Here is a 15,580-nt window from a genome sequence, read left to right as displayed (position 1 = left end):
TTAACCATGTCTGATAATTATGATTCATCCAGTATTAAAGTACTGAAGGGATTGGATGCTGTAAGAAAGCGTCCAGGAATGTATATCGGCGACACTGATGATGGAACTGGATTACATCACATGGTCTTCGAAGTTGTTGATAACTCAATTGATGAAGCATTAGCTGGATACTGTGACGATATTTTTGTGACAATTCATACTGATGGTTCTGTTTCTGTACGCGACAATGGTCGTGGTATACCAACCTCGATTCACCCAGAGGAAGGCGTATCAGCTGCTGAAGTAATCATGACTGTACTACACGCTGGTGGTAAGTTTGATGATAACTCATATAAAGTATCTGGTGGTCTTCATGGTGTAGGTGTTTCTGTTGTTAATGCACTTTCTGAAAAACTACAACTAACTATCCGCCGAGATGGCGAAGTGCATCAACAAAAGTACACTATGGGTGTGCCTGATGCACCTCTTGCCGTGATTGGTGAAGCTGAGTCAACAGGTACTGAACTGAGATTTTGGCCAAGCCCTGAAACGTTCTCTGATATAAATTTCCACTATGACATTCTTGCAAAACGCCTTCGTGAGCTGTCATTCCTCAACTCTGGTGTGAGCATTATCCTCACTGATGAACGTGAAGAAAACAAAAATGACCACTTCAAGTATGAAGGTGGTATCCAAGCGTTTGTTGAATACCTTAACCGTAAGAAAACACCTGTACATCAGCATGTTTTCCACTTTACCACTGAACGTGAAGATGGTATCAGCGTTGAAGTTTCTATGCAGTGGAATGATGGCTTCCAAGAGAATATCTATTGTTTCACGAACAATATTCCACAGCGTGACGGTGGTACCCACCTTGCTGGATTCCGTGCGGCGTTAACAAGAACGCTTAACACCTACATGGAAAAAGAGGGTTTTAATAAGAAGAACAAGACCAGTGCAACCGGTGATGACGCACGTGAAGGTTTGACCGCGGTTGTCAGTGTTAAAGTACCGGATCCTAAATTCTCATCTCAGACTAAAGATAAGCTGGTTTCAAGTGAAGTCAAAGGCGCGGTAGAGCAAGCCATGGCTGAAAAGCTGAATGAATTTTTACTTGAAAATCCGCAAGATGCTAAAACAGTCGTGAATAAAATCGTTGATGCAGCGAGAGCGCGTGAAGCAGCGCGTAAAGCAAGAGAGATGACGCGTCGTAAAGGCGTGATGGATCTTGCTGGCTTACCAGGTAAATTGGCTGACTGCCAAGAAAAAGACCCCGCGCTATCTGAACTATATATAGTGGAGGGCGACTCAGCAGGTGGTTCTGCAAAGCAAGGTCGTAACCGTAAGAACCAAGCGATACTGCCGCTTAAAGGTAAGATCTTAAACGTTGAAAAAGCACGCTTTGATAAGATGTTGTCTTCGCAAGAAGTTGCTACGTTAATTACTGCTCTAGGCTGTGGTATTGGTCGCGACGAATATGACCCAGAGAAGCTGCGTTATCATAGCATCATTATCATGACCGATGCGGACGTGGATGGTTCTCACATTCGTACGCTGCTGCTGACCTTCTTCTATCGTCAAATGCCAGAAATCATTGAACGTGGTTATGTGTATATTGCTCAGCCGCCACTTTACAAAGTGAAAAAAGGCAAACAAGAACGCTATATAAAAGATGACCACGCATTGACTGAGTACCTAACAACATTAGCCCTTGATGGCGCTGCACTGTATTCAAACGAAGGTGCTGATGCGATTGAAGGCAATCGTTTAGAGAATTTAGTCCATGATTATCAAAAGACGGTCGATGTAATTGGACGTTTGCAGCGTAAGTACCCAGCATCAATCATGAATCGTCTTGTCTACCAGTCTGAACTGACTGAAGCAGACTTAAGTGATGAAGCAAAGGTATCAGCTTGGAGTGAAGCGCTTGTTGCTGACCTTATCAAGCATGATGATGATGCGACAATTTTCTCTGCAGCAGTAAGTTATGATGATGAGCGTCACATGTATTATCCAGTGGTGAATATTCGTCAGCATGGCGTTGATAAAGCACACACTCTCAGTTATGACTTTATCACTTCTAAAGATTATACGCGCATTGCAAACACAGGTAAGCAAATTGCGCATATCATCGAAGAAGGTGGCTACATCCAACGTGGTGAGAAGACTCAGCCTGTTAGCAGCTTCGTTGAAGCCCTTGATTGGCTAATCAATGAGTCTAAGCGTGGCTTGTATACACAACGTTATAAAGGGTTGGGTGAGATGAACCCTGACCAGCTTTGGGAAACGACTATGGACCCTGACGCACGCCGCATGCTACGTGTGACTATCGAAGATGCGATTGCTGCAGATCAGCTATTCGCAACCTTGATGGGTGACCAAGTTGAACCACGTCGTGACTTTATTGAGCAGAATGCACTGAGAGTAGTTAACTTAGACGTGTAAGAGTTGTAGTAAAAATGCCACCTTAAGGTGGCATTTTTTTAGGAGTATAGGGATGGAAGAAGAGATTCAGGCTCACATTAATGAATATGAATCTTTAGGATTTACCCTCTTAAAAAAAGCATTACCCCCACATTTACACACTGAACTTATCAATTGTTGCCAACATATACTTCAGTTACATCAAGTAGATTCTGAGCAAATTCAATACGCCCACTTAAACAATAATAGGCAAGTAAATAGATATTTTCCTAGAAGTCACCATATCGACTCAGTTTCTCAGACAATAGATAAAATTATTTGTAATGGACCGTTGAAGTACATACTTTCATCGTTTGATCGAAAACTGAGTATTTCAAAGGATCATACAATCGTCTCATGGATGCCTGAGCACATAAAAAAAGAATTTACCGGGTATCACCAAGATGGTCCTATCGGTGAGCAGATGGATGGCAATTTACATGTTTGGGTGCCAATCACCGACAATAGAAGGACCAATTTCAAAATCATACCTAATACTCATAAAATAGGTAACTTGCCACATTCAATGTTCGGACAGTTTGTGAAAGTGGATGAAACTTACATTGAACCATTTGTACAAGATGCTTTGGCGATTAAAGTGGAGGTGGGTGACATCCTCATTTTTTCTACTCGAGCGTTGCACTGCTTAGAATTGAACAAACAGGATGAAATCTGTTGGTCACTAGAATTCATTTGTGAATAAAATAAATTAATAAATAAAAAGGAAATGCTCTATGTCTAAGAATCATATACCGTTACTTTCGATCTTATATAATGTTGCAAACCACAATACCCTGAGCGCTAAGTTTAAAGTTTGCGAAGAGCTTATCTTTGATCTTTTTTCATTGTCAGAAGAAGACAAAGCGGTTATTCGAAATGAATCAAATAACGACGTGCTGATGGAGAGGTTGAGCAAGGAGGTGTCATCTCTCTCTATGCCAGGTAAAGTTTCTATGCGAGTGGAAGGTGAGCTGTCTCCCTCGCTAGGTTTAATTTATAACCTACTACATAACGAGCAAGTTAAAAGTGATTTTTTAAATAATCGCCGTGTGGAGAATGAAACGGTTAGTGATGAAGCTTACACCTATCGTGATATTGCATTCCATTCATTTAACGTAACAAATCCAGAAGCTCAAAGTAAGTTTGTAGAGTTGCTGTCAGATTCAAAACGAAAGAGTGAAGCAATCGACTACCTTTGTGAAGAAATAAAGAAAGAGTTGAAATCTGCACTTTAACTTAAATATTCATAGGAGCTACGTTCAGTTTGACTGTGGCTCTTAAAAACAAATTACTCCTAACACTAATTCTTTCATATAATGCTTAATTCTGTGCACCGCACACGGTATACTGAGCATAATTTTCAATCATTAAAACTCAATTTTGCGCTATTTGATTTGCCGCTAATTTGAGTCCCATGTACCAAATAAATATAAAAGCCAACTATGCAAAAATATGATATCAAAACCTTTCAAGGGTTGATCCTGGCTTTACAGGACTATTGGGCACAGCAAGGCTGTGTAATTGCACAACCACTAGATATGGAAGTTGGTGCGGGCACATTCCACCCGATGACTTTCCTGAAATCAATTGGTCCAGAGCCAATGTCGAGCGCGTATGTTCAGCCATGTCGTAGACCAACCGATGGTCGCTATGGTGAAAACCCGAACCGCTTACAACACTATTACCAGTTCCAAGTTGTACTAAAGCCATCACCGGATAATATTCAAGAGTTATACCTTGGGTCGTTAGAAGCGCTAGGTATAGACACATTAACGCACGAAGTCCGTTTTGTTGAAGATAACTGGGAGTCACCGACATTAGGTGCTTGGGGTCTTGGTTGGGAAGTTTGGCTAAATGGCATGGAAGTAACCCAGTTTACTTACTTCCAGCAAGTCGGTGGTATTGAGTGCTCTCCGGTCACAGGTGAAATCACTTATGGTTTAGAGCGTTTAGCCATGTATATACAAGGTGTGGATAGCATCTATGACCTAGTATGGACTGATGGTCCTATGGGTCGTGTGACTTATGGTGACGTATTCATGCAAAATGAAATCGAGCAATCGACTTACAATTTTGAGCATGCTGACGTCGACGCGTTATTTAACCAATTCGATCAGTGCGAAAAAGAAAGCCAAAAGTTAATCGAAGCGGGCTTACCATTACCAGCTTATGAGCAAGTAATGAAAGCCTCTCATGCATTCAATTTATTAGATGCGCGTCACGCTATTTCTGTGACAGAGCGTCAGCGTTATATCTTGCGTGTAAGAGCACTATCAAAAGCGTGTGCACAAGCTTATTTTGAAGCGCGTGAAGCACTTGGATTCCCGCTTTGTAAGGACTGATCATGACAACTGAAAATTTATTAGTAGAAATTGGTACTGAAGAATTACCACCAAAAGCACTACGCAAGTTAGCTGAAGCATTTGCTCAAAATACTGCGGCGGAATTAGAAGCGCTAGAGCTTGCGCATCAAGGGGTGAGTTGGTATGCGTCTCCTCGTCGGTTAGGCATTCAAGTAAAGCAACTTGAAACGCAGCAAAAAGACAAAGTCGTTGAAAAACGAGGCCCAGCGATTAAAGCGGCATTTGATGCCGAGGGTAACCCGACAAAAGCAGCGCAAGGTTGGGCACGCGGTTGCGGCATTGATGTGAGCGAAGCAGACAAGTTAGAAACTGAAAAGGGCGCTTGGTTACTTCATAAGGCGACGGTCAAAGGCCAACAGGCAACGGAACTACTGAGCGATGTGATTGCAAAAGCCTTAGCAAAATTACCGATCCCTAAGCCAATGCGTTGGGGGGCGAATAAAACACAATTTATCCGCCCTGTGCACACGGTTGCGGCACTGCTAGGTAATGAGATCATTAAAGGTGAAGTACTGGGCAAACAGATCAGTAATGAACTGCAAGGTCACCGTTTCCATCATCCGGCACGCACGACTTTAGCCCATGCTGATGACATTTTTGATACTTTAAAGAACGCGTATGTCATTGCTGATTACGATGTGCGTAAAGCACAGATCCGCGCTCAGATTGAAGCTGAAGCTGCTAAACTAGGTGCGGTTGTAGCAATGGATGAAGACTTACTTGAAGAAGTAACGTCGTTAGTAGAGTGGCCAGTAACACTGACCGCATCATTTGATGAAGCGTTCTTGTCTGTACCAGATGAAGCGCTCATTTATACGATGAAAGATGACCAGAAGTACTTTCCGTTATTGAATGACAAAGGTGAACTGATCAATAAGTTCTTATTTGTATCAAACATTGAAAGTAAAGATCCAAGTGTGGTTATCTCTGGCAATGAAAAAGTGGTTCGTCCGCGTTTAGCAGATGCACAGTTCTTCTTTGAAACGGATAAGAAGAAAACACTGGAAAGTCGTTTAGAGTCGCTGGGCAGTGTTTTATTCCAAAAGCAACTGGGTACACTGAAAGACAAATCTGAGCGTATTGCTGCATTGGCAGGTTATATTGCAGAGCAACTTGGTGCGGATAAAGCATTAGCAGAGCGTGCAGGCCTTCTGAGTAAAACAGACTTAATGACTGAAATGGTCATGGAGTTTACTGATGTTCAGGGTGTCATGGGTATGCACTATGCGCGAATTGATGGTGAAGCAGAAGAGGTGGCAGTTGCACAAAACGAGCAATATATGCCGCGTTTTGCAGGTGATGCACTACCTTCAAACCCAATTAGTTTTGCCGTCGCATTGGCTGATAAGTTTGACACGCTAGTGGGTATTTTTGGTATTGGCCAAATTCCAAAAGGCGATAAAGACCCATTTGCACTGCGTCGTGCTGCCATTGGTGCATTACGTATCATGGTTGAGAAAGAGCTTCAGTTAGACATTTTAGACATTGTTGCTAAGTCACAAACCTTGTTTGGCGACAAGCTGACCAATGACAAGGTTGCAGATGATGTCTTTGAGTTTATGTTAGGTCGTTTCCGTGCTTGGTATCAAGATGAAGGGATAAGTGTTGATGTGATCCAAGCGGTATTAGCACGTCGCCCAGCACAACCTGTTGATTTCGATCGTCGTGTGAAAGCGGTAAGTCACTTCCGTACATTGGATGAAGCTGAAGCACTTGCTGCTGCTAACAAGCGTGTAAATAATATCTTGGCGAAGAACAATGTGACCAGTGATGCAGCTGTGTCGACTGAGTTACTGATTGAAGATGCTGAGAAACAACTTTCAGAACAAGTTGCGGCATTGACTGAAGAGCTAGCGCCTGTTTATGCACAGGGTGATTATCAGCAAGCATTGACGCGTTTAGCAAGTCTTCGCGAGGCAGTTGATAACTTCTTCGATAACGTGATGGTGATGGCAGATGATGAAGCGGTTAAGAATAATCGTCTCGCATTATTGAGTCAGCTCAGCCGCTTATTCTTGAATACGGCAGATATTTCCGTATTACAAAATTAAGTCAAAACACACTGTACTAAGCCAGCTTTGATGCTGGCTTTTTTATTATTGAAAAGGTGAGACAAATGGACAAAAGAATCGCGTTATCCATTATGGTTTTGTTAGGACTTGTGGGGTGCGCTTCACCAAACGTCAGTGAGCAAACACTCATGGGGGCCAGTGAACCTGATGCAAAAATCATCGATCGTGCTATGTACTTACGCGGTGATTTTAGCTTGTGGGATGCTGAAGGCATATACCAACTTAAGCCCCAGGGAAATGGCACATATACCGTTCGTGCTCGGTTTATGAGTCCCGGTAAAGTATATGAATTTAAAATTGCGGACGAAGCTTGGAGCCAAGGTTATAACTGTGGCTATCGATATACGAGCGCGATTACGTTAGTCAAACCACAGCCCGCAGACTGCAATACCATCTATAACTACTTTAGTTTTACACCAGATAAGAAAGGGTGGTATCGCATAACCCTAGATTATCGAGATGCCAATAATCCGATGGTTATTGTACAAAGAGATTAATGTAGAGCGCTGTTAAGTGTTAAGCCACCTTGAATGGACAAATATATGAATAAATAATGAAAAGGGCTCATCTCCCTTTTTTGATCAAATAGCGATAGGGAGGTTGTGAGACTTCTTGTGCAACTAATGTGTGGTCCATGAATTCGCAAAAGCTAGGTATATCACGGGTCGTTGATGGGTCGTCTGCCACTATTAATAGCGTTTCACCATGATTCATTTTTCGCACCATACCACGGATCATCATAACCGGCTCTGGGCAACGAAGCCCAATCGCATCTAAGGTATGATCAGTATTGTCAAAACTCATAAAATTGCACTTAGCTTTTATTCAAAAAGACATTTTAACTTGGCATGTATGAAAATTTAAAGAGGGTTGGGGTAAATAGTTAGAATAAGGTGTAATTTAAATCGGCAATAAAAAAGGCAAAGCCACACTGGATGACTTTGCCTTGGTTACCAAGTTGAAATTGGCGATGACAACAAGCGTGTTAATTCACGCGTTCAAATACGGTGGCGATACCTTGACCTAAACCAATACACATGGTTGCAAGGCCATATTTGGCATCTTTTTCTTCCATAATATGAATCAGTGACGTACTTATCCTCGAACCAGAGCAACCCAATGGGTGGCCAAGTGCGATTGCGCCGCCATTGAGGTTCACCTTTTCGTCGGCCACGTCTAATAATCCGAGGTCTTTCATTACAGGTAGAGATTGCGCTGCGAATGCTTCATTAAGCTCGACTACATCTAGATCTTCTACTTGAATACCTGCTTGTTTGAGTGCTTTTTGGCTCGCTGGAACAGGGCCATAACCCATGATAGAGGGATCGCAGCCTGCAACCGCCATGGACTTAATGCGCGCTCTGATTGGCAGGCCAAGCTCTTTGGCTTTGCTTTCACTCATCACGAGCATGGCTGACGCGCCATCAGATAATGCGGATGAAGTACCTGCTGTCACAGTGCCACTGGCTGGATTAAACACGGGACGTAATTGACTCAGTCCTTCAAGGCTGGTTTCTGGGCGGATCACTTCATCATGTTCAACCAATACAGGAATACCATGTTCGTCATGGCCCTCTGTCGGTAAAATTTCTTTTGCAAAGCGGCCTTCAACACTGGCTGCGTGAGCGCGTTGGTGTGAACGTACTGCGAATGCATCTTGTTGCTCACGGTTAATACCATGCAGCGTTGCGAGATACTCTGCGGTTAAACCCATTACGCCGGCTGCTTGTGCAACTGAAGTAGACAGACCCGGATGAAAGTCTACACCATGGGTCATCGGGACATGGCCCATATGCTCAACACCGCCAATAAGGTACGTATCGCCTGCGCCTGTCATGATAGCGCGAGCGGCATCATGCAGTGCTTGCATTGAAGAGCCGCACAATCTGTTTACGGTCACCGCCGGAACAGAGTGTGGTATACCAGCGAGAAGAGCGGCGTTACGTGCAACGTTGAACCCTTGTTCAAGCGTTTGCTGAACACAACCCCAATAAATATCATCAATGGACTCTGGGGCAACTTGCGGGTTGCGCTCAAGTAGACCTTTCATTAGGTGTGCACTGAGATCTTCTGCGCGGCGATGCTTAAACACACCGCCTTTGGAACGGCCCATTGGGGTACGAAGACAATCTACGATAACTGCATGTTCCATATTACTGGCCCTCCACTTGATAGAACACTTTACCTTCTGCTGCCCAAGCACGTGTTTGCTCAGAAACTTGGTAGATTTCACCTAAGTCAGCATATTTATCTGCCATAGCAACAAACTCACTCAAACCAATTTGATCTAAGTAACGGAAAGCGCCACCTCTAAATGGCGGGAAGCCAATACCGTAAATGAGTGCCATATCTGCTTCTTGCGGTGAAGCGACAATGCCTTCTTGCAAACAAAGCAGTACTTCATTGATCATCGGTACCATACAGCGCTCAATAATAGTTTGTTTGTCAAACTGCTGCGCGGTATCACAAATCTGACTCAATAGCGTCAATGATTCGGGGTCTTTACTCTTTTTCAAACGACTTTTCTATCTGGCGCATATTGATAAAACCCTTTTTGATTCTTTTGACCAAAACGCTCTGCATTGGCCAATAAGGCGACCGGATCTTTATCTTGGCGGGCCATACGGGTTGGGAAACCATCAGCCATCACGCCTGTGCAATGATTGGCTGTGTCTATACCGACGACGTCAAGCAGGTAAGCTGGACCCATAGGCCAACCAAATACATTTTCCATAACTTTGTCTATTTGACTAAAGTCAGCCCCTTCAACAACGAGCTTACTGAAGCCTGCGAAATAAGGGAATAAGACGCGGTTTACGAAAAAGCCTGGGCAGTCATTAACGACAATTGGCGACTTACCGAGTTTCAGTGCATAGTCAACAACAGCGGCTACTGTGTCATCTGAGGTTTTTTCACCACGAATGATTTCAACCAACGGCATCTTAGGTACTGGGTTAAAGAAGTGCATACCACAGAAATATTCCGGATTTTCAAGCGCAGTTGCTAACTCATCAATACGGATAGTAGAGGTATTTGACGTCAGTACAGTGCCTTTTGGTAACTGCTTTTCTAAATCAGCCAGTACGGCTTTTTTAATTTGTGGGTTTTCGACAACGGCCTCGACAATGATGTCTGAGTTTTCTAAATCACGTTCGTTGAGTGTTGGTTTTATTTTCCCAAGCGTGGCGACCATCTTTTCTGTTTTCATATGGCCGCGTTTTACTTTTTTACCTAGTAGGCTGGCCGCTTCGCCCATGCCTAAATCAAGGGCCGCTTGGTTGATGTCTTTCATGACAATGGGCGTGCCTTTATAAGCAGACTGGTAGGCAATGCCACCACCCATAATACCAGCACCAAGCACAGCCGCTTGCTTAATATCAAGTTGGCTGACTTTAGCTTGTTTTTTCGCTACGCCTTTAATGTACTGATCGGCCAGGAAGATCCCCGTTTGTGCAGCTGCTTCTGCTGTTTTGGCTAATTTTGCAAAGTTGGCATTTTCGATTGCCATTGCCTCGTCACGGGTAAGGTTAGCTGCTGCTTTGATGGTTTTGACTGCCATCACTGGCGCAGGATAATGACCTTTGGTTTTTGCCATGACCATGCCTTCAGCCATCGCAAAACTCATGCCTTGCTCGACACGATTCATTTTTAAAGGCTCAAGTTTAAGCTGACGCTTTGCTTGCCAATCGAGCTTGCCATCGATGGCTTGATCTAGTGTTTTAATGGCAGCATCCATTAATTTATCCGCTGCAACAACGGCATCTAATGCACCGACTTTGAAGGCATCTGGTGCGCGGTTTTCTTGACCTGTTGAAATCCAAGTCATGGCATTATCAGCGCCGATCACACGTGGTAGTCTCACTGTGCCACCAAATCCTGGCATGATCCCAAGTTTAACTTCGGGTAAGCCAATTTTGGCATTCGGCGTTGCAATACGGTAGTCAGTAGCAAGTACCCACTCACATCCACCACCAAGCGCTAGGCCATTGATGGCTGATAGGGTTGGGAAAGGTAAATCTTCAATCGCATCGAAGACGTCCGTGGCATTTTTGATCCAGCTTACGAGTTCTTGCTCTGGGCGATCAAAAGTGGGTAAGAATTCGAAAATATCGGCACCAACGATAAAGTGGTCTTTATCACTGGTAAAAATTAGGCCTTTTACATCATCACGTGCGCTGAGTTCAGCTAGTGCTTTGGCACAGTCTTGCAGGGTTTGCTGAGAGAGTTTGTTGACCGAACCGGGCAGACAAAATTTAAACTCAGCAATATTGCCTTTGCAAAAATCAACTACAAAGGACTCGCTTTTGATTAACATACTTGTTCTCCGTGACACTGGTACGATGAGTTGTCATTTAATTCAGTGTGGCGTCTTTAAATGAAAATTGCAATGAAAAATTTACCGCAGATTTACTGTAAAGCATAAATTGGGATGTTAAGGTGGCTAAGTGCATAGATTGAACTAAGGTGTTTTAAGGTTTGCGCATTCAGTTTATTTAAACCTTCAATCATGCATAACTTGATTATGGGCAGGGCAGACGTGCTGTTCGTGACTGTTTTGAAGCAGTTAAATTAAGGAGAGTACTCAGCCATTGTCTTTAAATCATGATTTTAAAAATAGGCTGGGGCTAGATATACAACGCATTTATGTAAAGTATAGGTCACCATGAAATTACGGATCTCTCGGTTTTTTAGTACGGGTATGTGCGCTTTTTTCACTTTGTTAAGTACCCACGGGTATGCACAAAAACCCCATCAAGATTTTATTCAGGCTGAGCGTATTGCTTGGTCTGGTAATTATAATAAATTTAAACAGGCACTGGATGAGCTTGATCACCCCTTAAAGCCTTATGTTGAGATGACCTTTTATAAACGTCATCCCAAGTTGAAATATGAAAGTGAGATTGCACAGTTCTTATCTGTATATGATCACACACCACTGGATTGGCCCGTACGCAAAAGTTGGCTAAATTATTTAAAAAGGCGAGATAAAAAAGCCCTATTTATTAACCATTTTCAAGAAACGACGAATGCCGATCTCAAGTGCACGTATTTGCAATTTCAGCTTGATTTAGGTGCGCCTAAAAAAGCCATATTAGATCAAGTTGAGCCTTTGTGGGTGGTGGGAAAATCACAGCCTAAAGCATGTGATAAACTGTTTTCACAGTGGCAAAAAGCGGGTTATCGTTCACAAGAATTAATTTGGCAGCGCATTACTAAAGCAGCTCAAGGTGGACAGACTTCGTTAATTAAGTACTTAAAAACGTTACTGCCAAGGCATGAGTCGTATTTAGCAGATTTATATGTAGCGGTACGTAGAGATCCAAGTGCTTCAGCGGGTCTATATCGTTATAAAAAGCGTAGCCAAAAAGAAAGTGAAATTGCGGTATATGGTGTCAGGCGTCTCATATGGCGAGATCCAGCTCTTGCACTGAGAGCATGGGATAAATTGCAGGGCATGTTTGAATTTAGCCAAGCGCAGAAAGACAGTGTAGCTTATCGTTTTGCCTTAGCTTTGGCATCGAAAGGGCATGAGCAAGCGCGTTTTTGGTTAAATAAAGTGCCAGTTGAACTGCAGGATGTAAAGCTGCGTCAGTGGTTGATGAGTAATATGCTCAAAGAACAAGATTGGGAAGGGATCGCGGCACTGTTCACTGGCATGGATAACTTGAGCAATGGACAAACCTATTGGCTTGGCTATAGCTATGATAAGCGTGGAGACAGCAGGAAAGCGACTGCACTTTGGCAACAATTAGCGGGAAAAAGAGATTATTACGGCTTTTTAGCAGCCGCGAGGCTTAATTTGCCACCTTCTATGAATGCGCAGTCATTGGATGTAGATGAGCAAACCTTGGAAACGGTATCACAAGCACCCGGGTTTAAGCGTGCTAAAGCATTGTATGAGCTAGATCGCTTTACTCAAGCCCGCAGAGAGTGGAACTATTTAACCAACACCTCTAGTACTCAAGAAAAATTGGCGGCATCGATATTAGCAGCTGACTTAGACTGGTATGACAGCACCATTTATACCTTAGCGCAAATTAAGGCATGGAATTATGTCGATCTACGTTTCCCTATGGCGTTTGATACCTTATTTGAACGATACAGTGAAAGAAATCGAGTCGATTTGGCGTGGAGCTATGCGGTGGCTCGTCGAGAAAGTAGTTTTGCCCCAGATGCCAGATCATCCGCTGATGCCTATGGTTTGATGCAGATTTTGCCAAGCACGGCACGTTATGTCGCGAAAAAGCGAGTTTCCAAACAACAATTAATGAAGCCTTCAACCAATATTCGTTTAGGAACAGACTATCTAGAATATTTGAAACGTAAAACCAAAGGCAATGAGATATTGGCGACCGCTTCTTATAATGCAGGCTATCACAGAGTGAAGCGCTGGGTACCGGATGAAGCCATGCCTGCTGAACTGTGGATTGAGCTTATTCCCTATCGAGAAACTCGGGACTATGTGAAAAATGTGATGGCGTATCGACAGGTCTACCATACCAAACTTGGTCGAGAGGGGAACGTGTTGGCAGGGATCTTGGATATGAGTATAGGCGGCAACCGCTAATTCAAGGTGGTTGGTACTTTGTTTCAAGGGGTTGGCATGGCATCGTTTTTGAGACGGTGCTATGTTAGACTCAAGTATAATTACATAGATTTAATATGGGTACACTGTGGACACATTAGCAAATTTGTATGCAGAGCATATCACCACGCTTCAGGCACGTACTAAAGCCATCGTTGAGCGCGAAGGCTTAGATGGGTTAGTTATTCATTCAGGCCAAGCTAAACGTCAGTTTTTGGATGATATGTATTATCCATTTAAGGTCAATCCACAATTCAAAGCCTGGTTACCTGTTATCGATAATCCACATTGCTGGCTGGTCGTAAACGGGGCTGATAAACCTAAGCTGATTTTTTATCGTCCAGTCGATTTTTGGCATAAGGTGCCGGATGAACCCAATGATTTTTGGTCGGATCATTTCGATATTACGTTGCTGGTTCACCCTGAGCAGGTTGAAAAATTGCTGCCTTACGACAAAGAAAAGTTTGCTTATATCGGCGAATATTTAGAGGTCGCGCAAGCGCTTGGGTTTGGACAAATGAATCCAGAGCCAGTGATGAACTATCTGCATTATCATCGTGCTTATAAAACACAATATGAGCTGACTTGCTTGCGCGAAGCAAACCGTATCGCAGTGCTTGGCCATAAAGCGGCAAGAGATGAGTTTTATGCTGGTGGTTCTGAGTTTTCTATTCAGCAGGCATATTTGAATGCCACTGCACACATGGAAAATGATACGCCTTACGGCAACATCGTGGCGCTCAATCAGCATTGCTCGATTTTGCACTATACACATTTCGAGCGTCAGGCACCGAGCAAGCATCTCTCATTTTTGATTGATGCTGGTGCTAACTTTAACGGCTATGCATCAGACATTACACGTACTTATGACTTTGCAAAACAAGGTCAGTTTGCGGAAATGGTGGATGCGTTAAACCAGCATCAAATCGCCCTGGGTAACGCACTTGCGCCGGGCAAATTGTATGGTGATTTACATATCGACTGTCATCGTCGTATGGCGCAAATCCTGTCCGATTTTAAAGTGGTTAATTTGGGGGCTGATGAGATTGTCGAGAAGGGCATTTCATCAACGTTCTTCCCGCATGGATTGGGTCATCACATTGGGTTACAGGTGCATGATATGGGTGGCTTTATGGCTGACGAGCAAGGCACGCATCAAGCGCCACCTGAAGGACACCCGTTCTTACGTTGCACAAGGCGCATAGAAGCAGGGCAAGTATTTACCATTGAACCTGGTTTATATTTCATTGATTCGTTACTTGGCGATTTAGCGAAAGGTGAACATGCGCAGCATATCAATTGGGATAAGGTGGACGAGTTTAAGCCTTATGGCGGGATCCGTATTGAAGACAATATTATTGTCCACGAAGACCGTTTAGAGAATATGACGCGTGATCTTAACTTAGATTAATCTGCCAAAGTGGTCGCACAGGTTAAATGCGGCTCAGGTGTTTAAATAAAAGGAGTCGAAAGGCTCCTTTTTTGCCAGAAAGTTGTTTATGTCAGAATATAAAATCCCAACTGAAACCATTTCACACCACGAAGAAATCAAAAAAAGTACGTTTTTGGTGCATGTTGCACATACCCCTACAGTGGACGATGCAAAAGCATTTATTCGCAGTATTAACGACGCCTATCCCGATGCGCGTCATAACTGTTGGGCACATGTAGCAGGCGCACCAGGAGGCAGTCATGTGTTAGGTTTTTCTGATGATGGCGAGCCAAACGGCACAGCAGGTAAACCCATGTTGAATGTCTTGATGGGCTCTGGTATTGGTGAAATTACCGCGGTGACGACACGTTATTTCGGAGGGATTAAGCTCGGAACAGGTGGTTTAGTGCGGGCTTATGGCGGCAGTTTGAATAACGCCTTGAATGTGCTTTCGACAGCAGTCAAAGTACCTTCCGTGTTACTCACTGGCGAGTCGGATTATGCACTGCAAGGGGTCATTGAACAGCATTTAGCGAGTCAATATCAAGTGCTGAATATTCAGCATACGTTTGCAGCGACGATAGGTTGGCAAATTGAAATTGATGCCCGAGAAGCCAAGCTGGCCATTCAGTCGATATTTGATTTGACCCATGGCAGTGTGACAATGAAACTACAAAAGTAATTG

11 protein-coding genes and 1 pseudogene are annotated in these 15,580 nt (G+C 43.5%); 9 read left to right on the top strand and 3 right to left on the bottom strand.

Going from position 1 to position 15,580, the window contains the following annotated elements; genetic code table 11:
• Positions 1-6 precede the first annotated feature (6 nt).
• The 6 genes from gyrB (at position 7) to JF50_RS19885 (ending at position 7,374) form a co-directional block, all read left to right on the top strand.
• Positions 7-2,424, top strand: coding sequence for a DNA topoisomerase (ATP-hydrolyzing) subunit B (gyrB, locus tag JF50_RS19910; protein WP_039611139.1), 2,418 nt, complete (start codon positions 7-9; stop codon positions 2,422-2,424).
• A gap of 52 nt (positions 2,425-2,476) precedes the next feature.
• A complete protein-coding gene (locus JF50_RS19905) occupies positions 2,477-3,145 on the top strand; it encodes a phytanoyl-CoA dioxygenase family protein (protein WP_039611138.1) in 669 nt (222 codons plus the stop codon).
• Between the two features lie 31 nt (positions 3,146-3,176).
• A complete protein-coding gene (locus JF50_RS19900; protein ID WP_039611137.1) occupies positions 3,177-3,677 on the top strand; it encodes a hypothetical protein in 501 nt (166 codons plus the stop codon).
• 207 nt (positions 3,678-3,884) lie between these two features.
• Positions 3,885-4,784: a glycine--tRNA ligase subunit alpha gene (gene glyQ / locus JF50_RS19895; RefSeq protein ID WP_039611136.1), complete on the top strand. Its 900-nt coding sequence runs from the start codon at positions 3,885-3,887 to the stop codon at positions 4,782-4,784.
• Between the two features lie 2 nt (positions 4,785-4,786).
• Positions 4,787-6,856: a glycine--tRNA ligase subunit beta gene (gene glyS / locus JF50_RS19890; protein ID WP_039611135.1), complete on the top strand. Its 2,070-nt coding sequence runs from the start codon at positions 4,787-4,789 to the stop codon at positions 6,854-6,856.
• Between the two features lie 65 nt (positions 6,857-6,921).
• Positions 6,922-7,374: a hypothetical protein gene (locus tag JF50_RS19885; RefSeq protein WP_052262567.1), complete on the top strand. Its 453-nt coding sequence runs from the start codon at positions 6,922-6,924 to the stop codon at positions 7,372-7,374.
• Between the two features lie 67 nt (positions 7,375-7,441).
• On the opposite strand, the gene tusA is transcribed toward JF50_RS19885, so the two are convergent.
• The 3 genes and pseudogenes from tusA to fadB form a co-directional block, all read right to left on the bottom strand.
• Positions 7,442-7,681: a sulfurtransferase TusA gene (gene tusA / locus JF50_RS19880; RefSeq protein WP_039611133.1), complete on the bottom strand. Its 240-nt coding sequence runs from the start codon at positions 7,679-7,681 to the stop codon at positions 7,442-7,444.
• Positions 7,682-7,862: 181 nt separating this feature from the next.
• The gene (gene fadA / locus JF50_RS19875; protein WP_039611132.1) at positions 7,863-9,029 is read right to left on the bottom strand and encodes an acetyl-CoA C-acyltransferase FadA; all 1,167 of its coding nucleotides are present in this window, start codon (positions 9,027-9,029) and stop codon (positions 7,863-7,865) included.
• A gap of 1 nt (position 9,030) precedes the next feature.
• Positions 9,031-11,192, bottom strand: a pseudogene (gene fadB / locus JF50_RS19870) (fatty acid oxidation complex subunit alpha FadB).
• A gap of 384 nt (positions 11,193-11,576) precedes the next feature.
• On the opposite strand from fadB, the gene JF50_RS19865 reads away from it, so the two are divergent.
• The 3 genes from JF50_RS19865 (at position 11,577) to JF50_RS19855 (ending at position 15,577) form a co-directional block, all read left to right on the top strand.
• Positions 11,577-13,445 (top strand): transglycosylase SLT domain-containing protein, encoded by a 1,869-nt coding sequence (locus tag JF50_RS19865; protein ID WP_052262565.1) that lies wholly within the window; start codon positions 11,577-11,579, stop codon positions 13,443-13,445.
• A gap of 106 nt (positions 13,446-13,551) precedes the next feature.
• Positions 13,552-14,874 carry a Xaa-Pro dipeptidase gene (gene pepQ, locus JF50_RS19860; protein ID WP_039611130.1) on the top strand — a complete coding sequence of 441 codons (1,323 nt, stop codon included), beginning with the start codon at positions 13,552-13,554 and terminating at the stop codon, positions 14,872-14,874.
• An 88-nt stretch (positions 14,875-14,962) separates the two neighbouring features.
• Positions 14,963-15,577 carry a YigZ family protein gene (locus JF50_RS19855; RefSeq protein WP_039611129.1) on the top strand — a complete coding sequence of 205 codons (615 nt, stop codon included), beginning with the start codon at positions 14,963-14,965 and terminating at the stop codon, positions 15,575-15,577.
• Positions 15,578-15,580: the final 3 nt, after the last annotated feature.

Source organism: Pseudoalteromonas luteoviolacea, assembly GCF_000814765.1.
In the GTDB taxonomy this organism is placed as follows: domain Bacteria; phylum Pseudomonadota; class Gammaproteobacteria; order Enterobacterales; family Alteromonadaceae; genus Pseudoalteromonas; species Pseudoalteromonas luteoviolacea_H.
The sequence above is the reverse complement of the archived record's forward strand: the minus strand, read 5'-3'. Positions and strand labels throughout refer to the sequence as shown.